The organism is Micromonospora sp. NPDC051924 (assembly GCF_055586005.1).
This window is the reverse complement of the sequence record NZ_JBVJJA010000012.1, coordinates 118888-138917: the sequence shown is the minus strand read 5'-3', so window position 1 is coordinate 138917 and position 20030 is coordinate 118888. Positions and strand designations below refer to the sequence as shown.

General features: G+C 69.5%; 19 protein-coding genes. 11 read left to right on the top strand and 8 right to left on the bottom strand.

Translation table 11 applies throughout. The features are described from left to right. The first annotated feature begins 138 nt into the window (after nucleotides 1–138). Nucleotides 139–1857 (top strand): hypothetical protein, encoded by a 1719-nt coding sequence (locus ACZ6S5_RS12575; RefSeq protein WP_466000107.1) that lies wholly within the window; start codon nucleotides 139–141, stop codon nucleotides 1855–1857. Between the two features lie 213 nt (nucleotides 1858–2070). Here the strand turns inward: ACZ6S5_RS12575 and ACZ6S5_RS12570 are convergent, their stop codons facing one another. Together ACZ6S5_RS12570 and ACZ6S5_RS12565 are read right to left on the bottom strand one after the other, a co-directional pair. Then, the gene (locus tag ACZ6S5_RS12570) at nucleotides 2071–3258 is read right to left on the bottom strand and encodes a zinc metalloprotease (protein WP_466000106.1); all 1188 of its coding nucleotides are present in this window, start codon (nucleotides 3256–3258) and stop codon (nucleotides 2071–2073) included. 130 nt (nucleotides 3259–3388) lie between these two features. Continuing rightward, nucleotides 3389–3841 carry a winged helix-turn-helix transcriptional regulator gene (locus ACZ6S5_RS12565; RefSeq protein WP_466000105.1) on the bottom strand — a complete coding sequence of 151 codons (453 nt, stop codon included), beginning with the start codon at nucleotides 3839–3841 and terminating at the stop codon, nucleotides 3389–3391. Between the two features lie 88 nt (nucleotides 3842–3929). On the opposite strand from ACZ6S5_RS12565, the gene ACZ6S5_RS12560 reads away from it, so the two are divergent. The 4 genes from ACZ6S5_RS12560 (at nucleotide 3930) to ACZ6S5_RS12545 (ending at nucleotide 6702) form a co-directional block, all read left to right on the top strand. Beyond that, nucleotides 3930–4523, top strand: a complete 594-nt coding sequence (locus tag ACZ6S5_RS12560; protein ID WP_466000104.1) for a dihydrofolate reductase family protein — start codon at nucleotides 3930–3932, stop codon at nucleotides 4521–4523. A gap of 36 nt (nucleotides 4524–4559) precedes the next feature. After that, a complete protein-coding gene (locus ACZ6S5_RS12555; RefSeq protein WP_466000103.1) occupies nucleotides 4560–4943 on the top strand; it encodes a PPOX class F420-dependent oxidoreductase in 384 nt (127 codons plus the stop codon). A 209-nt stretch (nucleotides 4944–5152) separates the two neighbouring features. Further along, entirely contained in the window at nucleotides 5153–5485 is a 333-nt protein-coding gene (locus ACZ6S5_RS12550; RefSeq protein WP_466000102.1) for a YciI family protein, read from the top strand. Continuing rightward, the gene (locus ACZ6S5_RS12545) at nucleotides 5482–6702 is read left to right on the top strand and encodes an RNA polymerase sigma factor (protein ID WP_466000101.1); all 1221 of its coding nucleotides are present in this window, start codon (nucleotides 5482–5484) and stop codon (nucleotides 6700–6702) included. The genes ACZ6S5_RS12550 and ACZ6S5_RS12545 overlap by 4 nt, the downstream gene beginning before the upstream one ends. 123 nt (nucleotides 6703–6825) lie before the next feature. Here ACZ6S5_RS12545 and ACZ6S5_RS12540 read toward each other — a convergent pair whose 3' ends face one another. Beyond that, on the bottom strand, nucleotides 6826–8475 hold the full coding sequence (locus ACZ6S5_RS12540) for an MFS transporter (protein ID WP_466000100.1): 1650 nt from the start codon (nucleotides 8473–8475) through the stop codon (nucleotides 6826–6828). A gap of 96 nt (nucleotides 8476–8571) precedes the next feature. Here ACZ6S5_RS12540 and ACZ6S5_RS12535 point away from each other — a divergent pair, with 96 nt between their 5' ends. The 3 genes from ACZ6S5_RS12535 to ACZ6S5_RS12525 all read left to right on the top strand — a co-directional run bounded on the left by ACZ6S5_RS12535 (nucleotide 8572) and on the right by ACZ6S5_RS12525 (nucleotide 12521). Then, nucleotides 8572–8943 (top strand): YciI family protein, encoded by a 372-nt coding sequence (locus ACZ6S5_RS12535; RefSeq protein WP_466000099.1) that lies wholly within the window; start codon nucleotides 8572–8574, stop codon nucleotides 8941–8943. After that, nucleotides 8940–10193, top strand: a complete 1254-nt coding sequence (locus ACZ6S5_RS12530) for an RNA polymerase sigma factor (RefSeq protein ID WP_466000098.1) — start codon at nucleotides 8940–8942, stop codon at nucleotides 10191–10193. Before ACZ6S5_RS12535 ends, ACZ6S5_RS12530 begins: the two co-directional genes overlap by 4 nt. A 150-nt stretch (nucleotides 10194–10343) precedes the next feature. Further along, nucleotides 10344–12521: a discoidin domain-containing protein gene (locus ACZ6S5_RS12525; RefSeq protein ID WP_466000097.1), complete on the top strand. Its 2178-nt coding sequence runs from the start codon at nucleotides 10344–10346 to the stop codon at nucleotides 12519–12521. 306 nt (nucleotides 12522–12827) lie between these two features. Here ACZ6S5_RS12525 and ACZ6S5_RS12520 read toward each other — a convergent pair whose 3' ends face one another. Then, nucleotides 12828–13448: an alpha/beta fold hydrolase gene (locus ACZ6S5_RS12520; protein WP_466000096.1), complete on the bottom strand. Its 621-nt coding sequence runs from the start codon at nucleotides 13446–13448 to the stop codon at nucleotides 12828–12830. Between the two features lie 398 nt (nucleotides 13449–13846). Here ACZ6S5_RS12520 and ACZ6S5_RS12515 point away from each other — a divergent pair, with 398 nt between their 5' ends. Continuing rightward, nucleotides 13847–14599 carry an SGNH/GDSL hydrolase family protein gene (locus ACZ6S5_RS12515; RefSeq protein WP_466000095.1) on the top strand — a complete coding sequence of 251 codons (753 nt, stop codon included), beginning with the start codon at nucleotides 13847–13849 and terminating at the stop codon, nucleotides 14597–14599. 170 nt (nucleotides 14600–14769) lie between these two features. On the opposite strand, the gene ACZ6S5_RS12510 is transcribed toward ACZ6S5_RS12515, so the two are convergent. Together ACZ6S5_RS12510 and ACZ6S5_RS12505 are read right to left on the bottom strand one after the other, a co-directional pair. Next, on the bottom strand, nucleotides 14770–15528 hold the full coding sequence (locus ACZ6S5_RS12510) for an SDR family NAD(P)-dependent oxidoreductase (protein WP_466000094.1): 759 nt from the start codon (nucleotides 15526–15528) through the stop codon (nucleotides 14770–14772). A gap of 31 nt (nucleotides 15529–15559) precedes the next feature. Beyond that, the gene (locus ACZ6S5_RS12505) at nucleotides 15560–16339 is read right to left on the bottom strand and encodes a helix-turn-helix domain-containing protein (protein WP_466000093.1); all 780 of its coding nucleotides are present in this window, start codon (nucleotides 16337–16339) and stop codon (nucleotides 15560–15562) included. A gap of 238 nt (nucleotides 16340–16577) precedes the next feature. Between ACZ6S5_RS12505 and ACZ6S5_RS12500 the strand changes: the two genes are divergently transcribed. Both ACZ6S5_RS12500 and ACZ6S5_RS12495 read left to right on the top strand, forming a co-directional pair. Beyond that, a complete protein-coding gene (locus ACZ6S5_RS12500; RefSeq protein WP_466000092.1) occupies nucleotides 16578–17243 on the top strand; it encodes a DUF4097 family beta strand repeat-containing protein in 666 nt (221 codons plus the stop codon). A 198-nt stretch (nucleotides 17244–17441) separates the two neighbouring features. Beyond that, complete coding sequence (locus ACZ6S5_RS12495; RefSeq protein ID WP_466000091.1) at nucleotides 17442–18233, top strand: alpha/beta fold hydrolase; 792 nt, start codon at nucleotides 17442–17444, stop codon at nucleotides 18231–18233. 142 nt (nucleotides 18234–18375) lie between these two features. Here the strand turns inward: ACZ6S5_RS12495 and ACZ6S5_RS12490 are convergent, their stop codons facing one another. Then, nucleotides 18376–18771 (bottom strand): hypothetical protein, encoded by a 396-nt coding sequence (locus ACZ6S5_RS12490; RefSeq protein WP_466000140.1) that lies wholly within the window; start codon nucleotides 18769–18771, stop codon nucleotides 18376–18378. Nucleotides 18772–19012: 241 nt separating this feature from the next. Next, nucleotides 19013–19963: an exo-alpha-sialidase gene (locus ACZ6S5_RS12485; protein WP_466000090.1), complete on the bottom strand. Its 951-nt coding sequence runs from the start codon at nucleotides 19961–19963 to the stop codon at nucleotides 19013–19015. Between the last annotated feature and the right edge of the window lie 67 nt (nucleotides 19964–20030).

The following is a 20030-nucleotide window of genomic DNA, read 5'->3' as shown; positions in this document are numbered from 1 at the left end:
GGGGGATCGCGGTAGATGACGTGGCTGTCCATTATTGGTGCCATGAGATCAGTAGGCGGCCGGCGGGTGAGGGGTGCGGACGGTCGAGCGCACAGTCCTGTCGAGCAGCGACTGATTGAGTCCGTCGCCTGCGGCGAGGTGCTCGATCTGGCCGGTGACGGGCCGGTCGACGAGGCAGCGATGCGGTCCTGGGGCGATGAGCGGACGGTCTCGGCTTCGGTAATCCGTGAGCTCGTCCGCGGTCGTCTGGTCAGCGAACCCGACCCACATGGCCTGCGGCTACGCGGAGCCCGGATCGCCGGTCAGATCGATTTGGAGAACATCACCAGTGACCTGGCGCTGGAGTTGCGCGACTGTTTACTGCCCAGCGGCTTGAATCTCCGCGAGGCCCACCTGTTGGCGGTTGCCTTGACCGGGTGCCGCATCGAGCAGGCGGCAGATTCGAACGACCCGCCAGTCGACGCCACGCGCTTTGCCGCGCGGGTGCTCTCGCTCGAAAGGAGCACCGCCACCAGCGCCAGCGAGCGGGGCACGATCCGGCTGCTCGCTGCCCGCCTCGGCACATTGGACTGCGGCGGGGCGCGGTTGGAGAACACCACCGGTCCCGCCCTCGACGCCGACGGCCTCCAGGTCGACCAAAGCGTATTCCTGCACGGCGGGTTCACCGCCACCAGCGCCAGCGAGCGGGGCACGATCCGGCTGCTCGGTGCCCGCCTCGGCGGCCAACTGAACTGCGGCGGGGCGCGGCTGGAGAACACCACCGGTCCCGCCCTCAACGCCGACCACCTCCGGGTCGACCAGGACGTGCTCCTGCACGGCGGGTTCACCGCCACCAGCGCCAGCGAGCAGGGCACGATCCGGCTGCTCGGCGCCCGCCTCGGCACATTGGACTGCGGCGGAGCGCGGCTGGAGAACACCACCGGACCCGCCCTCGAAGCCGACCACCTTCAGGTCGACCGGGACGTGGCCCTGGACGGCGGGTTCACCGCCACCAGCGCCAGCGAACTGGGCACGATCCAGCTGCCCGGCGCCCACATCGGCGGTGTCCTGTACTGCAGCGGGGCCCGGCTGGAGAACACCACCGGACCCGCCCTCAACACCGACGGCCTCCGGGTCGACCAGGACGTTCACCTGGACGACGGGTTCACCGCCACCAGCGCCGGTGGCCAGGCGGCGCTCGTGTTGGCCGGTGCGCGGATTGGCGGGACCTTCCGCCTCGACACCGACCGGGTTACGCACATGGCACCGGACCGGGGATCGCTGATCGAGTTGGACGGGCTCACCTACAGCGGGCTGCCGCGGCCAGCGTCGCTGCGGCGCTGGCTGACTCTGCTGCGCGAGCACACCCCCGGCTACGCCGCCCAGCCCTATCAGCACCTCGCCGCCGCCTACCGCGCCGCCGGCCACGACCGCGACGCCCGCACCATTCTCATCGCCCAACGCCGCGACCAAATCCAGCGCGCCGGACTGGCCGGCTCCGAACGCGCTTGGGGTCGCCTCACCGGCATCACCCTCGGCTACGGCTACCAGCCCTGGCGCGCCCTGCTCCTGCTCCTCGCCACGCTTGCGACCGCAGTCGCCCTCAGCGTCACCGGCGGTCACCACAGCGGCCTCGACCAAAAGCCGGCGAGCGCCGGAGCAGTCGCAGCCACCGCCTGCACCACCATCGACCAGATCGGCGTCGGTCTCGACCTCGGCACCCCACTGATCAAAACCGGCGCCCGCGACCGCTGCCAACCCACCAACACCCCCACCGGCCAAACCCTCACCATCGCCGGCTGGATCCTGCAACTGCTCGCCTGGACCTTCGCCACCCTCTTCATCGCCGGCTTCACCAGCGCAGTCCGCAAAACCTGACCCATGTCACGCTGAGCCACCAACGCCGCTGCTGTACATGATGGCTGCACGCGCTCGCCGTGGCCGGGACAGCAGCGCCTGCCGCACCCAAGGACGAGCACGACACGATCGTGTTCGCCCGGATCATGGGAGCGTTCTTCGCGGTGATGCCCCGTCATCATGGCGGTCGCTGTTGGCGGCGTCCTGGGCCTTCAAACTGAGCAGGCACGCCGGTCAGGTGTCAGCCATCGGTGCCAGGGCGAACAAGGGCGGCACCGGATCGGCTGCCTGGACCGCGGCAACGACCTGTGTCAGTTGCTGGTAGTCGCCCCCGGCCGCCCTGATGAGGGTGGCCGCATCGGCGTGGTTGCCGAGGTAACACTCGGCGATGGCTCGCAGGAGAAACGCGACGCTGCACAGGTCCGGCGGGTCAACACCCGGCCGAATGTCGAGAAGCAGCGACTGCGCATGCTCCGGCCGCTGGTTGAGCAGGTGAGCCAGGCTCATAGCGACACGAGCGGACAACATGTGCGGCTGCACGTGGAAGGCGAGCTCGGCCAGCTCCGAGATCTCCAGCACCTCTTGGTGTTCGACCGGTGAGCCGTTCACCACTGCGGCGTACAGGTACCACAACCCGAACTGGACGGTAAGCACCTGCCCGATTGCGGCGGCCGCCATGGGATCGGTGCTGTCGGCGCGAGCCAGCGCCGCGAGCCGCTCGGCGTCGGCGATGAAGTCGGCCGCCGACTGAACGTGTCCCGTGCTCCAGCGCCGTTGGAAGGCAGCGAGCGCGAGCCGCGGGTCGTTGCCGTCGCGAACAGGATCTCCGAGACGATGGTCGCCAACCTCCCCTCGGGCAATCGTCTGCAACGTCCTGCTTACCTCCTCCTGGTAGTAGCCCGCCCGTAGCGCGGCGCGGGTGGCTGTTGGCGCCAGGAGCCAGCGCAGCAGGTTGCGGCCGTCACTGCGGGGCGATATCCCGGGAATGAGATTGACCACCCCGAGCAGCGCCCCAACAAGCGCTGCGCCGAGCAGTACGACGCGTGTCAACGCCGTGCTCGTCAACGCCGCTGCGGTACCGAGCACCGTCGCGGTGCACAGGTTCGCCATCGGGCCACCGAGGTAGAACAGCACCATCCGCAGCGGCAACGCGGTCGCCGGCGGCGTCGGCCGGACCCACACTTCGCTCCGCCAGCCGGTAAAGGGTGCGATACGGACCGCGATGACCGGCAGACGCAGCAGCTTCGCCACGACGAGGTGCCCGCACTCGTGCAGGACGACGTGCACCCACAACGACACGCAGGTGAAGCCGACGGCGGCGATCGCACCGGTCACGGACTCGGTGACGAATAGCGCGAACGCCACCGCCTCCAATACCAAGAGGATGGACGCGACGACCAGCCGTCGGCGGGGGAAGATCACCGGGAGATAGTACGGCCGGACAAGTAGAGGCCCAGGTACTTGACGTACGCACGTCGCACACCGCGGAAGCCGGCGAGGTACATGGCGAAGATTCGCCGAATGACCGGCGCGGTTCGCGGGTCCGGATGCGTCAGATCGCCGCGCCGGGCCCGGGAAGCAGGTCGACGTCGCGGGCGTGCATCGGCTCGCCGCAGTGTGCGCAGCGCAGGTCGACACTGCTGACCTCGCCACATGCGTGGTGGCGGTACAGCACTGGCGCGCCGGCCTGACCGGCGAGCCACTTGTCGCCCCAGCCGACCATCACCATCAGTAGGTCGACGAGCTCGGTGCCCTTCTGGGTCAGGACGTACTCGAACCGGGGTCGCCGGTCGTAGGGCCGGCGCTCGAGTACCCCCTGTTCGACGAGGTGGTTCAGCCGCTCGGTCAGGACCTTGCGTGAGATGCCGAGATCCGCCTGGATCTGCTCGAACCGGGTGAAACCGGCATACACGTCACGCAGGACCAGTGGTGACCAGGGCTCGCCGATCACGTCGAGCGTGCGGGCGATCGAGCATGCCATCTCGCCGAAGTTGGTGCGCTGCATGAAGGCAGTCTAGCAGCCAGGGTTCCCTCAGGGAACTTTAGCTGTTACGGTCATGGAGTCTCTTGAAGGAACCCAGGAGGGCGCGGAAATGAGCAAAGTGTTCATCGCACTGGCGGTTTCGGTCGACGGGTACATCACCGGTCGCGATCCGGGCGCCGGGCGCGGGCTCGGCGACGCGACGATGCTGTTCGACTGGTACTTCGACGGTGACACCCCCAGCCAGGTGTTCGACGGGTTCCGGCTGAGTGAGCGCAGTGCCCCGGTGTTCGACGCCCTCGCCGGTCGCGTCGGCGCCAGCCTGGCCGGCCGCAACACCTACGACGACTCCGAGTGGATCCACGGCGGAGCACCACACCCGACCGCGCCGCTGTTCGTGCTCAGCCACCGGCCGGTGCCGGGTATGAGCGACCGTCAGACCCTGGTCACCACCGGGATCGAGGATGCGGTCGCGGCCGCGCGGGACGCCGCCGGCGACAAGGACGTCGCCCTGATGGGCGGCGGCGTCGCGACAGCGGCCCTGGCGGCGGGACTGGTCGATGAGGTGATCCTGCATCAGGTGCCGATCCTTCTCGGCGGCGGCCGACCCTACTTCCAGTCGCTTCCGGAGCACGTGCGGCTCCGGCTCGTCGAAGTGGTCCCGGCACCGGGCGTGACCCACCTCCACTATGAGGTGGCCCGATGATCCTCGTCCCGACAACCCCCGCTGAAGGAGACAGACATGCTTGACCCCGATGTACGCCGCATACTCGACGGCACCTCGATCGCTCACCTCGCCACCGTTCTCCCGGACGGCTCGCCCCATACCGTTCCCCTGTGGATCGGCACCCTCGGCGACCGGATCGTCTTCCTCACCGGTCCAGGCTCCCGCAAAGCCCGCAATCTTCGCCGCGACCCCCGGGTGGCGCTGTCCGTCGCGCCCGTCGACAACCCGTTCGAGCCCGTCGTGATCCGTGGACGAATCGTGGAATGGATCGAGGGAGATGCGGCGTGGCAGATCATCGACCAACTGTCCACGAAGTACACCGGCGCGCCCTACGCCCGAGGACTGGAACGCGTCGTGGCCGTGATCGAGCCCGAACGACAGACCGTCGGGATCGGCTGAGTACCCGTAGCTGCACCGAGACTACAGACAGGCCGCGGACCAGCACAGACACTGCCCGCCAGCGCGTCCGCTCGCCCGCCGCGCTGCGCGGCGTACCAGAATCCTCGAAGAAATCTCAGCGGAGCGTGTCGGATCGAGACACCGGCGTTCGTAGCAGGGGTGAAAGGCGGCCCGAGGGGGCGGCCACCCGACGACAGGAGATGATCCCGATGGCGCGGTACCTGATGTCCGTGCTCGACGACACGACCGAGTCCGCCACTGCGGACGAGATGGCCGCGATCGGCGCCTTCAACGAGCAGCTCAGGGCCAATGGCCACTGGGTCTTCGCCGGCGGCCTCGCGTCGCCCAGCACGGCCACCGTCGTCGACGGCCGGGACGGGGAGGCGGTGTTCACCGACGGGCCCTACCTGGAGTCGAAGGAGTACGTCGGCGGCTTCTGGATCATCGAGGCCTCCGACCTCGACGTGGCGCTCCGGCTCGCCGCCCTGGGGTCGAAGCACTGTAACCGGAGGGTCGAACTCCGGCCGTTCCTGGCCGGATGACCGACGTCGACGAGGCGATCACCCGGCTCCACCGCGCGGAGTGGGCCCGGGTGGTGGCGACCCTGGCCAGGCGCTTCGGCGACCTCGACATCGCCGAGGAGATGGCCGCCGAGGCGTTCGCGACCGCCGTCGAGCGCTGGCCGGTCGACGGCGTGCCGCCGAGTCCCGGCGCGTGGCTCACCACCACCGCCCACCGCAAGGCCATCGACCGGATCCGGCGCGAGGTCAGGCGCGAGGAAAGGCACAAGGAGGCGCTGATGCTGTTCGACACCCCGGAGCCGCTCGGCGCCATCGACGACGACCGGCTCCGCCTCGTCTTCACCTGCTGCCACCCCGCTCTCGCCATGGAGGTACGGGTTGCGCTGACCCTGCGGATGGTCGGCGGGCTCACCGTGCCCGAGATCGCCCGCGCGTTCCTGGTCCAGGAGGGCGCCATGGGCCGGCGGATCACCCGCGCGAAGGCGAAGATCAAGGCGGCCAAGATCCCCTATCGCGTGCCGGTACGCGAGGACCTCCCGGCCCGGGTCACCGGGGTGCTCGCCGTCCTCCACCTGATCTTCAACGAGGGCTACCTGGCCTCGGACCCCGAGAAGGAGGCCGTCCGCAGCGACCTGACCGCCGAGGCGATCCGGCTGACCCGGTTGGTCCGTGCCCTGATGCCGGCGGACGGCGAGGTCGCCGGACTCCTGGCGCTGATGCTCCTGACGGAGGCCCGCCGGGCCGTGCGGGTGTCGGCGAGCGGTGAGCTCGTCACCCTCGGCGAGCAGGACCGCGGCGCCTGGGACCGCGAGCTGATCGCCGAGGGCCACGCCCTGGTCCGGGCGCGCCTCGCCTCCGGCCAGGCGCCGGGGCGCTACCAGATCCTCGCCGCGATCAACGCCGTCCACACCGACGCCCGCGACATCCGTGACACCGACTGGTCGCAGGTCGTCGCGCTCTACGACCAGCTGGTACGCCTCGACCCCTCGCCGATCGTGCGGCTCAACCGGGCGGTCGCGGTCGCCGAGCTCGACGGCCCGCAGGTCGCGCTGGCGGAGGTGGACGGTCTGCCGCTGGAGGGCTATCACGCCTTCCACGCCACCCGCGCCGACCTGCTGCGCCGGCTGGGCCGGAGCGGGGAGTCGCGGGCGGCGTACGACCGGGCCATCGGGCTGGCCGGCAACACCGCCGAGACGGCGTACCTCATCCGTCGCCGCGACCAGCTGGCCGGCCCATGAACCGCACCACCCCGGTCACCGCCTCAGCCGCCTACCCCGCAGCGGCAGTCGTCACGACGGGCACGTCAGCCGGGGGCCGGGGAAGGCGTCGGTGATGGTGGTCAGGTTGCCGTCGGCAGGATGCTATGAGCGAGTTGGCTCGTAGTCGGGGACTGCGGCCGGGGTGATTTGGATTGCCGGGCGCATGGTCAGGATCAGGACGGTCAGCCCGGCGAAGATGACCGCGGCGACGACGCCGGTGACGTGCAGGCTGGTGGTGAACGCCTCCCGCGCGGTGTGCAGCAGTATCGCGCCCTGGCTGGCGGGAAGGTGCTGGCTCGCGGCGACCGCGTCGGCCAGCGAGTCGGACGCGCCGTCCATCCGGCTGTGGTAGACCACCGCGGCCACCACGCCGATCAACGCGAAGCCGAGCGAACCGCCGAAGTAGTTGCCGGTCTCCGACATCGACGCCGCCGAACCGGCGCGCTCCGGCGGTACGGACCCGACGACCAAACCGGTGCCCAGCGCGAACAGCGGGCCGGTGCCCACCGCCAGTACGGCGATGCCGATCATCACCATCGGCAGGGCGCTCGCGCCGTGGACCCCGACCAGCAGCAGGCTGCCCAGCGCGGACCCCACCAGCCCACCGGCGATCGCGGTCGTCTGCTTCATCCGCCGGGTCAGCGCCGGCGCGGCCATGGTGCCGACTGCTGAGGCCAGGCCCATCGGTGCGAACAGCACCGCCGATACGAACGGCGAGAAGCCCAGCACGCTCTGCAGATACTGGGTCACCATCAGGCCCGTACCCGCCATGGCGATCCCGGCGAAAACCAGCGCGACGAGCACGGCCACGAACGGGCGGCTACGCAACAGCCGTAGGTCCAGCAGCGGCGCCTCCAGCCGCAGCTGCCGGCGAACGAACAGCCATCCGATGGCTGCGCCGACGACGAGGGCCACCGCCGGCGCGACTGGCACGCTCTCGACGGCCAGCTGCTTGATGCCGTAGACCATCAAGAGCACCGCCACGAGCGACAGCCCGACGCTGCCCAGGTCCAGCCGGCCGGCCCGGTCGCTGCGGTACTCCGGCAGCAGGACCGGCCCGACGAGCAGCAGCACCGCCATCGCCGGCACGGCCACCAGGAACACCGATCCCCACCAGAAGTGCTGGAGCAGGAATCCGGCGAACACGGGCCCGAGCGCGCCGCCGGTGAACTGGCAGGTCGCCCAGATCGCAATGGCCTGCGCACGCTGCCGTTGGTCACGGAACATGTTGGTGATCAAGGCAAGTGTGGACGGCGCCAGGGTCGCGCCGGCGACGCCCAGCAGTGCACGCGCGACGATCAGCATCAGCGGGCTGACCGCGAAGGCGGCCACGACCGACAGCACAGCGAACGCCGCTCCGCCGATCATCAGCAGCCGCCGGCGACCGATCCGATCGCCGAGCGTACCCATCGTGATGACCAGGCCGGCCACCATGAATCCGTAGCTGTCACTGATCCACAACTGCTGGACGTTGGTGGCCCCCAGGTCGGCGCTCAGCCGTGGGAGCGCGAGGAGCAACGCTGTCATGTCCATCGCGACGAGCAATGTCGGCATCATGAGGATGACCAGTCCCAGCCATGCCCGGTTGACTCGCATATCCGAAACTTCCCGTTCTCTCGACGTCTCGCCGGTTGGTCGGAGCGGTCGAGAGCTTCTTGACATCGGTACGGACGGAAATCTCGCGTGTCTGCGGCGGCGTGCACCAGAAGAGATGACCTTGCGGTCCGGGCGATGCGGCGGCGAGGAACTCATGCGTAAGTTCGACGGGGGATGTCAAGACTGCGGCGGCGGCTCCGACCAACCGGCTGAAGGGCATGGCTGGAGTTCGCGAACGACGAGGAGTACGAGATGCAGTTCTTGATCAGCATGTACATCAACCCCGCGGTGTTGGACGCGCTGACCGACGAGGAGAAGGCGGCGATCGGCGACGGCCACGGCAAGTTCATCGAGGCCCTGAAGGCGTCCGGCGAGTTGATCACCACGCAGGCGCTGGTCGATCCGTCACAGGCCGCTGTGGTGTCCGTACGCAACGGCCAGCCGGTGGTGACCGACGGACCTTTCCTCGAGTCCAAGGAGTATCTGGGCGGTTTCTACCTGATCGACTGCGAGAACAAGGAGCGGGCGATCGAGCTGGCATCGCAGCTCCCGGACACCGCGATCGAGGGTCTGGGGGTCGAGGTGCGGCAGGTGATGTTCGCTGACGGACAATTGGAGGCATGACAGCGCCAGCCATCGAGGACCTGCTGCGTGAGCTCACGCCGCAGGTCCTCGGCGTGTTGGTACGTCGGCACGGCCAGTTCGAAGGGTGTGAGGACGCCGTACAGGAGGCCGTCCTCGCCGCCGCCGTGCAGTGGCCGACCGAGGGAGTGCCGAGCAACCCGCGCGGCTGGCTGGTGACCGTCGCGTCCCGGCGGCTCATCGACGAGATGCGAAGTGACCATGCGCGCCGCGAGCGGGAGGCGGCGACGGCGACCGAGGTGGTGCCCGAGGAGGTGCCGGACACCGACGACTCGCTCGTCCTACTGTTCCTGTGCTGCCATCCGACGCTGACCGCCGCCTCCCAGACCGCCCTGACGCTACGGGCGGTCGGCGGCCTGACCACTGCGGAGATCGCCCGCGCATTCCTGGTGCCCGAGGCCACGATGGCGGCCAGGATCAGCCGGGCCAAGCAGCGCATCAAGGCCGCCGGCAGCTCGTTCAGCTTGCCGGACGGCGCGGAGCGCGAGGAGCGGCTACGGGTTGTCCTGCACGTGCTCTACCTGATCTTCAACGAGGGCTACACCGCTTCCTCGGGCAGCCAGTTGCACCGGACCGATCTCGCACACGAGGCGATCCGGCTGGCCAGGATGGTGCACGCGCAGTTGCCCGAGGATGGCGAGGTGGCCGGGTTGCTCGCGCTGATGCTGCTGACCCACGCCCGTCGGAAGGCACGTACGACGGCTGCCGGTGACCTGGTGCCGCTGGACGAGCAGGACCGTACGACGTGGGACCGCGAGCTGATCGACGAGGGCATCGAGCTGGTCAAGGCGTCGCTGGCCGGCCGGGCGCTGGGGCCTTATCAGCTGCAGGCCGCCATCGCCGCCACGCACGCCGACGCGGCCACCGCCGAGGAGACCAACTGGCCGCAGGTGCACACCCTCTACCTGATCCTGGAACGGATCGCGCCCAACCCGGTGGTCACCCTCAACCGGGCGATCGTGCTCGCCGAGACCGAGGGCCCGCTGGCCGGGCTGGCCCTGCTGTCCACGTTGGACAGCGACGAGCGGATGGCTGGGCATCACCGGCTACTGTCCGTTCGGGCGCATCTGCTGGAGAAGGCCGGCGACGCGGCCGGCGCGTACGAGCACTACCGGCGCGCCGCGAAGTCCACCGCCAGCATCGCCGAGCAACGCTACCTGGAGTCCCGGGCCAGCCGGGCGGGCGCTGCCGCCGGTCAATGGCCCTTGACGGGCCGTAAGTTAAATGTGTAAATAATTCGACACTTGAATGAAGTCCCGAATCCTCGTGTCGCGCGCGGACCCGTTCCCGGTTCGGGACGCTGCCGAGCCGTGCAACGAAGGGATCATGACGTGTCACGAAGAGGGCTACGCGCCGCGCTGGCCACTGCACTGTCCCTACTCGTGCTGTGTCCGGCCGAGGCGCCCGCCGCAGCGAGCGTGCCGGCGGGGGTCTCGGTGTTTCTCACCGACCTCGGCACCAGGACCTACCTGTCGCGCCAAGCCACCGTGTCGTGGCAGGGCGGGCAGGCCCCGCAAGGACCGACCATCACTGTCGACAGCCAGCGGCGGTATCAGGAGATGACCGGCTTCGGAGCGTCGTTCACCGACTCCTCCGCCTGGCTCGTCGGCACCCGCCTCGACAGCGCACAGCGCGACGCGGTGATGCGCGACCTGTTCAGCCGCCAGGGCATCGGCTTGAGCTTCCTGCGTCAGCCCATGGGCTCCAGTGACTTCGCGGTGAACGGGAACTACTCGTACGACGACATGCCAGCGGGCCAGAGCGATCCGACGCTCGCCCATTTCTCCATCGACCACGACCGCGCATACATCATCCCGGTGCTCAAGCAAGCCCGTCAGCTCAACCCGGAGCTGACCGTGATGGCCTCGCCGTGGAGCCCGCCAGGCTGGATGAAGACCAGCGACTCGATGATCGGTGGGACGCTCAAGCCGGACGCCTACCAGCCGCTGGCCGACTACTTCACGAAGTTCCTCGAAGGCTACGCGGAGGCGGGGGTCCCGGTCCGCTACATCACCCCGCAGAACGAGCCGCTCTACGTGCCCTCCGGATATCCGGGCATGTCGCTCAGCGCCGAGCAGCAGAACAACCTGATCAAGAACTACCTCGGTCCGGCGCTACGCGACCGCAAGCTGCATACCGGAATCCTTGGCTACGACCACAACTGGGATGTCGTCAGCTACCCGGAGACCATGTACGCCGACCCGGCCGCGACCGGGTTCGTGGCCGGCACGGCGTGGCACTGCTACGGCGGTGACGTGCGGGCCCAGGCTTTGTCGCACAACGACTACCCCAACAAGCCGGCGTGGCACACGGAGTGTTCGGGGGGCACGTGGGAGGGCGACGAGCAGGCCGCTTTCGCCGGGGCGCTTGGCCTGGTCATCAACAGCACCCGTGACTGGGCAAAGGGTGTCATCCGCTGGAACATGGCGCTGGATCAGAACAACGGACCGACCAACGGCGGCTGCCTGACCTGTCGCGGCGTGGTCACGGTCGCGCAGGACGCAGCCGGCCACTGGTCGTACACCAAGACCGTCGACTACTGGGCGCTCGGCCACGCCAGCAAGTTCGTGCGTCCGGGCGCCCGCCGGGTGGCGTCCAACTCCCTTGGCGCCGGTGACGTGCAGGACGTCGCCTTCGTCAACCCCGACGGCTCCACGGCGCTGGTCGCGTTCAACGCCGCGAACACCCAGAGGACGTTCCACGTGCAGTGGGGCAACAAGTGGTTCACCTACCGCCTCGCCGGCGGGGCGGCAGCCACGTTCACCTGGACCGGCACCCAGCACGGCACGGTGGACCCGGCCGCGATCGGGTCGGTTGACGTTCCGCTCGAGAACCCGGACGGGACGCGAGCGCTGATCAGCTACGACGCTGGAATGCTGGCACACCAGGCCCAGGTGCGGGTCGGCGACCAGTGGCTCGGCTACACGCTCCCCGCCGGCGCATCGCTCACCCCTCCGACGACCGCAGTGCCGTTGTCGCGCGACCTGTGGACGGTGTCGGCATCGGCGAGCAATGCCACCGAACCACCTGAGAGGGCGATCGACGGCGACCCGGCCACGCGATGGAGCACCGGCCGCGGCATGCGGTCCGGTGACTGGTTCCAGGTCGACCTCGGCTCGCAGCAGACGTTCGACCAGGTCGTCCTGGACACGACCGGAAGCAGCGGCGACTCGCCGCGGGGGTACGAGCTCTTTGTGTCCGACGACGGCACGAACTGGGGCCAGCCGATCGCGACCGGACCGGGCAGCCCGGTTGCCAAGATCCTCATTCCGCAGGTCACTGCCCGCTACATCCGGGTGGTGAACCAGGGCGATGCCGGCAACTGGTGGTCGATCCACGAGCTGAACGTGCTCGGGCCTGCCGGTCCGGCGAGCGTGACGGCAGGCTCGGACGGCGGCGTTCAGCGCAAGACGGCCGTGCTGCCCGACGGCACACAGCTTCTGGTCGTGTACAACTCGGGCCGCTCGGTCGCCGCGTTCGACGTGCCGTGGGGAGACACGACCTACGCCTACCGCCTGCCGGCGGGCGCCGCCGCGATATTTACGACGCGCCAAGGCTGATCGGTCGCGCTGTGCCGGCCGGAGTATCCCTGGCCGGCACAGCATCGCGGCCGTCTCTCGCCGGTAGAGGCCCAGGATCCGGCGCATCTTCGACGTGACGTTGGGTCGGTCCTGGCCTTGCACGTCTTGGTGGCCTGCCAGGACACGCCATTTGGTCGCGGCGCTGATCGCGGTGGGGTAGCCGCTGTCGATCGGGTGGCCGCGGAGCTTGGCCAGGGACCAGCAGGCGGTCGGACGGGCCGCCTCCGCTGGGAAGCCCGAGCGCCGAAGCCGTGGCTGTCGATCAGGAGGGCTCCGGGCTCTTCGCTATCCCAGGGTGACGGGTCCGAGGTCGTCAGGCCTGATCGTCTTCGCCACCTCGCTCAGGTCATTGTCCAGCTGGTGATCGCGCCCGGGCAGCCGGTGCAGCTGTGCCTGCGGGATGGCGCGGGCGTAGAGGTCAGCATGCGACGGTGGGGCAGTCTCGTCGTGGAGCCCGTGGAACACGTGCACCGGCACGCCTTGCGGCAGCCTCGCGCCGAGGTCGTGCGGCAGTTCGAACTCGTCGCCGGGCCAGCCACCCGCACCGACGAACGGAGCGGCGATCAGCACGATCGCCCTGAGCTCCGGCTCCGGTGGCCGCTCGGCGAGCGCGTTGATGAGGATCGTCCCGCCCACCGAATGGCCCGCGACGACCGCGCCGTCGTCCAAGGCCGTCATCTCACGCCGGATGGCGGCGCTCCACCTGGCGTAGCTCGGGTCGTCCTCGTTGGGCATGCGCGGGTAGCGGACCTCGTACCCGTCCCCGAGCTCCCGCCTGAGGCTTTCGAACAGCTTGTCGTCCCACTCGTCGTGCGCGCCCTCGCCGCCGCCCTGAATGAACAGGATCTGCCGAGTCCCTGTCATGACGATCCTCCTTCGCGCCCGCGTGACGATCCGGTTCGACACCCGCTGCCGGCCCGCGCGAGGCCCGGGCGACCTGCCGGGCCCGTTCCAGCCGCGCCAATCAGGCGGCGCTGATGCCCTCATCTTTGCACTGAGATCTCCGCCGGCTGGCCCGCCACGGCATCGCCGGGCTCGCGCTCGTAACGGCTGTGCACGTGACCGCTTGCCAATAGCGTCCTGCCTACTTGTTCGATTGAAGGAAACTTCCGTCCGATCTCTTGCGCGTGCCAATGCTCGCCGCCGACAGTCTGGACCACCACCAGCTTCGACAACTGTCGATGCGCTTCTCCGTGGGCAGCTGAGGAGGAAGCATGGCACCCGTCGTCCCTCGCCGCAGAAGCCGTCTCGTCACACTCGTGATCGCCGTCCTCACAGGCTTGGCGCCGGCCACGCTGTGGGCGGTGCCCGCGCACGCGGCCGCGCCCCTCTACACCGCCCTGGGCGACTCGTACTCCTCAGGCGTCGGCACCCGCACGTACTACTCCGACGGCACCAGCTGCTACCGCTCCCCGTACGCGTACCCCGTCCTCGACGCGAACCAGATCGGCGCCAGCCTCACGTTTGCCGCCTGCTCCGGCGCGAAGGTCGCCGACGTGTCCAACAACCAGCTCGGCAGCCTCAGCTCCTCGACCAACTACGTCACGCTCACCGTCGGCGGCAACGACGCCGGCTTCTCCAGTGTCATCACGCAATGCGCCAAGCCCTGGCCGTACACCTGCTGGGGTGACATCGACAACGCCAACACCTACATCCGCAACACCCTGCCCGGCGCACTGGACACGCTCTACAACAAGATCCGCTCCCGCGCGCCGTACGCCCGAGTGGTGATCGTCGGATATCCGCGCCTGTTCAACGAGAGCGACTGCCAGTCGTTGGCCCGGATCAGCCCGGGGGAGCAGGCGGCGCTGAACGACACCGCCGATCTGCTGAACGACACCATCAAGGCCCGCGCGGTCGCACACTCGTTCCCGTTCGTGGACCCGCGAGCGGCCTTCACCGGGCACGCCGTCTGCGACTCCATCGAATGGATCAACGGCCTGTCGGACCCGATCACGGAGTCCTACCACCCGAACCGCACCGGCCAGTCCAGCGGATACGCCCCGCTGGTCAAGAACACCATGCTCGGCACGACGGCGGCCGCCGACAAGGCATAGACACCGCCACCGGTTACCGGCCGGCGGAGACGCCGAGCCGGTACCCGGCGTTGCCGCATCACGGCAGGCCGATGCTGCATCGGGAACCGGTTGCCCTGTCGCGGGCAAGCCACGCCGTGACCCCTCGGCATCGTCGGCACGACGCACATCTGACGGATGGCCAGCAGCGTCTACGGAAAGAACCGGCCCGCGCTCGGGTGATCCTGGGCGCCGTCCACGCAGATGTTGGCGCCGTTGATCCCGCCGGCGCGGGCCGACAGGAGGAAGCACGCCACGTCCGCCACTTCCTGCAGCTCGACGAGCCGCCCACGAGGGAAGTCGTCGCGGGCGAAAGCCTCGTACTGCTCCGGTCGGTTGTCCCGGAACCAGGCCCAACCCCCGCCCTCGAACATCACCGAACCCGGGCTGAGCGCATTCACCCGGATGTTGCGCGGGCCCAGCTCCTGGCCGAGTGTGGCGGCGAGGTGGATCTCCGCCGCCTTCGCCGAGGCGTACGACGACTTGGGGCCCGGCTTCCACCCCGTGATCGATGCCACTACGAGCGCGCTGCCGCCCCCGCGCCGCTCGAAGTGCGGCACTGCGGTGCGGATGGCGTGGGCGGCATGCAGCACGTTCAACTCGTACGTCCGCAGCCAGTCCTCGGGCGTCGAATCCAGCAGCCCACCCCCGTATGCGCCGCCGGCATTGGCCACCAGCAGGTCGAGCCCGCCCATCTGCTCGGCCGCCTCGTCGACGGCCCGGGCGAGCGCGTCCGGATCGGTGACGTCCGCCCGGACACCCGGCAGTCCTGACTCCTTCAGCCTTTCTGGATCCCGTCCGCAGACGGTGACCACCGCCCCCTCTTCCTGGAGCGCCCGGCCGATGGCCAGCCCGATGCCGCTGCTTCCTCCGGTGATGAAGGCCGTCTTCCCCGCAAGTCCTAGATCCACAGCGGCAGCCTGTCAGCAGACGCCGACACGATCAACCCACTTGATCCCGCGACCGAATGACCCCATCTGGACTTGACGGGGCGGTGTCGTTGGAGGTTGTTTCGGGCCTGGTGTGAAGGACTTCGCGGGCCTGTTCGGCGGCGCGGGTGATGCTTTCGCTGATGAAGTCCAGGAAGCGGGCGATGTTCTCCAGGCGGGTGGCGGCGGGGGTCTGGGGGCCGAGGATCGCGACGCCTTGGCGTGCGGTTTCAACGAGCTGGTCGTTGGCTCGGGCGCTGGCGATCGTCGCCTGGTAGAAGAGTTCGTCGTCGACGACGTAGCGGTCGCGGCGGCGTTCGTCGCGTTCTCGGCGGACGAGGCTCTGGCTCTCCAGGAAGGCGATCGCTTTGGAGATGGACGCCGGGCTGACCTGGAGGCGCTGGGCGAGTTGGGACGCGGTGAGGCTGCCCGCGTCGGTGGTGAACAGGCAGGTCAGCACCCGGGACCCCATCTTGTTCAGGCCGGAGGCCATGAGAACGGTGGTGAGCGCCTCCTCGTACTCGGCCACGGCCTCGGCGTCGCGTCCGGGTGGCTGGGGGATTGACTCCGACCTGCGGGAGGAGGCGGGCCTGCGCCGGTGGGCGCGGCGTTCGGTGGCGCGGTGGGCCAGGTCGGCGCGGTAGGCGGTGGGGCCGCCGTTGCGCATCACCTCACGGGTGATCGTCGAGGTCGGACGGTCGAGGCGTCGGGCGATCTCGGCGTAGGGGAGGCTGTCGGCCAGCCCCAGCGCGATCTGCTGGCGTTCCTGCTGGGTGAGCCTGCCTCCCGGCATCGCGATCTCCTTGGTGATCCTTCGTGGTGGTTCCCGATCCCCCCACTATAGCGTTCACTTCTCATTCATTGCAATGATCAGGGCCGTCCTCGTTGCGTTAGCTTGACGTCCGTTGCAACGATTTGCCGCCTTCTACCTGCGGGAACGCCAATGCCGTGCAACAGATATGTTGCCGCCCTATGGAAAGCAACGTAGCGTTTCCAGCATCGGAAACAACGAGCGAGCACGGGAGAGCACGATGCAGAAGTTCGACACCCCCGCCCCGATCTCCGCCGTCCTGGCCATCCCCGCCGGACGCATCCAGTTCATCGCCGCCGACCGGGCCGACACCACCGTCGAGGTCCGGCCCGCCAACCCCGCCAAGAGCCGCGACGTCCAGACCGCCGAGCAGACCACCGTCGCCTACGCCGACGGCGTCCTGCGGATCCACACCCCCGAGCCCAAGAACCAGCTCTTCGGCCCCTCCGGATCCCTGGAGGTCACCGTCCAGCTGCCCGCCGGCTCCCGCATCGAGGCCAAGGCCGCCAGCGCCGAACTCCGCGGCGTCGGCCGCCTTGGCGCCGTCGCCTTCGAAGGCGCGTACCGCAAGATCAAGATCGACGAGGCCGCGAGCGTCCGCCTCACTGCGATCGACGGCGACGTCGAGGTCGGCCGGCTCAACGGCCCTGCGGAGATCAGCACCGCAAGGGGCGACATCCGGATCAGCGAGGCCGTGCGCGGCACGGTCGTGCTCCGCACCCAGTCCGGCGACATTTCGATCGCCGCCGCCGCCAGCGTCTCGGCCGCCCTGGACGCCGGCACCGGCTACGGCCGCATCAGCAACGCCCTCAAGAACGATGGCACCGCCGAACTCGACATCCGCGCCACCACCTCCCACGGCGACATCACCGCCCGCAGCCTCTGAAGAAGCAGAACCAGGACTTGCCGGCCGGGCCCACCGCGATCGAGATCCTGTCGGTCGTCGCCGGCGGCGCGGCCGTCCGTCCCGAGGCGCCTGCGATCCACGTGCAGGCCCAAAGAAGTCGTACAAGACGCCTGACGCGACCAGGAGGAACACATGACAAAGAACAGCACCTCCTCGACCAATTCGAAGTGGACCGGCATGGTGCCGGTCGACGATACGGCCCTGGCCGTCACCGACACCGGCGGTCGCGGTATCCCTGTGGTCTACCTCAACGGCCAGTTCGCCACTCAGGGATACTGGCGGCGGGTCATCGCCGAACTGGGGACGGGGTGGCGGCACATCACCTACGACGAGCGGGCTCGCGGCAAATCGAAGCGTTCGGCGGACTATTCCTTCGAGGTCGCCGTCCGGGATGTCGATGCCGTTCTCGCGGCGAGGAGCGTGAACCGGGCGCTGCTGGTGGGCTGGTCCTACGGAGCGGTCGTCGCGGCGCATTGGGCCAGCCGGAATCCGGACCGTACCGTGGGCGCGGTCCTGGTTGACGGCGCGTTCCCGTACGACTGGCTCGACGAGGCCATGGAGCAGCGAATCCGGACGCTGTTTCGGCGGATGGGCTGGTTCCTGCCGCTGCTGCGCCCCACGGGCCTGACCCCGCGGATGACCGCCGCACAGCAGGCCGACAGCAACATCGAACTCGGCAAGCTCTCCCGCGAGCGCGAGCTGAGCCCCGTGCTGGACAACATCACCGTCCCGGCGCGGTACGTGGTTGCTTCGGGGACGTCCTTCGGAAGCCGCGGTGATGAGCAGGAACGGATACGCACCAGCCTCGACGCGGTGACCGCCCGCAACCCGAACATCAAGGTGAGCGCGAAGGTCGCCAGCAACCACGGTGCGGTCCTGCGGAAGGACTTCCCGGCCATCGCCCAGGCCGTACGCGAGGTCGCCGCCCTCGACCGCGAGGGGGCGCTGAAGACACGACCGGCGGACTGACGACAACGACACGTCCTCGCCATCATCGACAGCGGCTCCCGTGCTGTCGGAAGTGGTCACGCACCGTCGAGCCGGCCGGCACCTACCCGGTGCCGGCCGGTCCCGACCTGACCACCGCCGCCTCCAACAAGCGGCACGAGGATCAGTTGGCCCGCCGCGGGCGGCCCCACCACCCAGTGGGGAGTCGCTCGCCCACCCGGCGAGGATCCACAACCTGCACCGGCAACCCGGTAAACGTTCGTGGACGCCGCACGTAGGGGCAGAATCGGCCGATCACCTCGGCGGCCGCGCGCGCCAGGGTGTCGCCGCCGGTACCGTCGAGGAGCCCGGCCACCACCGCGTCGGCGGTGGCCGGGGTGAGTACGTCCTCGGCGTTGCGGCGGAACTTGGCGGTCGTCTCGTCGACGGTCAGCGGGTCGTCCGGGTTGCCGCGGGCGTTGCGCACCGTGGCCGATGCCGTGGAGCCGTCCCGCCAGTGGAGCGTGACCCTCGTCGGCCGCTCGTACGGGAGGGCGGCGGTGGCGGTCGCGCGCCTCAGCCGCCGCCGCGATCACAGCCATCAACGCAGCCCTCACCGGCAGTGTGCCGATCACCCCAGCCACGCCCCCACTCCGGACCCGTCTGTTTTCGGCGATCCATCCGGCGACAACGGCCGGTCTGCTCCGGCTTCCATGACTGCCCGGTGCCGAGCAGGTGCCGCCTCGCACTCGGCCACTGTCGGCCCGACCCGACCACCGGTGACCCACCGACATCTGGCGACCTCGGCAGAGGCGCCGCGATCAGCGCTGGGTCGGCTCGATCACCACCTCGGCGAGGTAGACGCAGGTGCGCCCCTCGTGGGACGAGTAGTAGCTGACCCGGAGCAGGTCGTCGTGCCAGACCAGGCCGGGATAGCTGGTGTCACCGCCGGAAGGGAGAGAGACAAGTTCGGTCAGTACGCCGCGCTCGGCGTCGACCGCGCAGATCGCGGTGCGCGGTCGGCCGTCGAGGAGGCGGACCCCGGCCAGCAGTTGGCCGTCCGGCAGCCGGAGCAGGGCGGGTCCGCCTACCTGCACTCCCAGGTCTGTCCAGTGCCAGTCCCGGTACGGCGGGCGGGCCTGGCCGAGCTGTGCGGTGGCGCTGTCCCGGTCGCGGCGCAGCAGGCAGACGGCCCTGCCGTCGGGCTCGAAGACCAGGCCCGACTCGTTCGGGTAGCCGCCGGCAAACAGGGTCTGCACCACCGGGTGCAGGTCGACCCCGTCGCCGCTGCGGTACAGCCGGACAAACCGTGGCTCCCGGGTGGCGTAGCCGATGCCGTACATCGCGTTGTCGTGCCACACGGCCCGCCACAGCCAGACATCCGGCTCGCCGACCGGCGTCGGGTCACCCCAGCGGTGCCCGTCGTGCGAGAGCCACGCCATGGTGCGCAACGACCTCGTGGCCTCGCCGGTCACCGCGGCGGCATACAGCTGCAGCCGGCCGTCGGGTCGGGGGACGAAGCGGGGGTCGCGCAGGTCGGTGTCGTCGCGGCGCAGCATTGCCGCGGACGTCCAGGAGCGGCCGTCGGGCGAGGCGAGCACCCGGATCACGCCGTCCCCAGACACGTGCGAGGTCGCCTCCCGGAAGGCGCAGTACCAGCCTCCACGGTGTCGGACCAGGTCGGTGAAGGCGCTGTGCGGGGCAGTGTCGCCGATCCGGCTCACCGCCGTGACCTCGGCGCCCGTGCTGCGGCCGATCGGTGGCAGGGTCATGCGCGGCGGCCTCCTGGGCGTCCGGTCGAGCCGACCACGCTAGGGCCCGCAGGCGACGGGCGGGCGG

What these genes read in the sequence shown, in the direction of transcription:
- ACZ6S5_RS12485 (WP_466000090.1), bottom strand. Translation starts at nt 19,963, where the DNA reads ATGACCCTGCCACCGATCGGCCGCAGCACGGGCGCCGAGGTCACGGCG.
- ACZ6S5_RS12565 (WP_466000105.1), bottom strand. Translation starts at nt 3,841, where the DNA reads ATGCAGCGCACCAACTTCGGCGAGATGGCATGCTCGATCGCCCGCACG.
- ACZ6S5_RS12545 (WP_466000101.1), top strand. Translation starts at nt 5,482, where the DNA reads ATGACCGACGTCGACGAGGCGATCACCCGGCTCCACCGCGCGGAGTGG.
- ACZ6S5_RS12530 (WP_466000098.1), top strand. Translation starts at nt 8,940, where the DNA reads ATGACAGCGCCAGCCATCGAGGACCTGCTGCGTGAGCTCACGCCGCAG.
- ACZ6S5_RS12555 (WP_466000103.1), top strand. Translation starts at nt 4,560, where the DNA reads ATGCTTGACCCCGATGTACGCCGCATACTCGACGGCACCTCGATCGCT.
- ACZ6S5_RS12560 (WP_466000104.1), top strand. Translation starts at nt 3,930, where the DNA reads ATGAGCAAAGTGTTCATCGCACTGGCGGTTTCGGTCGACGGGTACATC.
- ACZ6S5_RS12550 (WP_466000102.1), top strand. Translation starts at nt 5,153, where the DNA reads ATGGCGCGGTACCTGATGTCCGTGCTCGACGACACGACCGAGTCCGCC.
- ACZ6S5_RS12495 (WP_466000091.1), top strand. Translation starts at nt 17,442, where the DNA reads ATGGTGCCGGTCGACGATACGGCCCTGGCCGTCACCGACACCGGCGGT.
- ACZ6S5_RS12540 (WP_466000100.1), bottom strand. Translation starts at nt 8,475, where the DNA reads ATGAGTTCCTCGCCGCCGCATCGCCCGGACCGCAAGGTCATCTCTTCT.
- ACZ6S5_RS12535 (WP_466000099.1), top strand. Translation starts at nt 8,572, where the DNA reads ATGCAGTTCTTGATCAGCATGTACATCAACCCCGCGGTGTTGGACGCG.
- ACZ6S5_RS12500 (WP_466000092.1), top strand. Translation starts at nt 16,578, where the DNA reads ATGCAGAAGTTCGACACCCCCGCCCCGATCTCCGCCGTCCTGGCCATC.
- ACZ6S5_RS12505 (WP_466000093.1), bottom strand. Translation starts at nt 16,339, where the DNA reads ATGCCGGGAGGCAGGCTCACCCAGCAGGAACGCCAGCAGATCGCGCTG.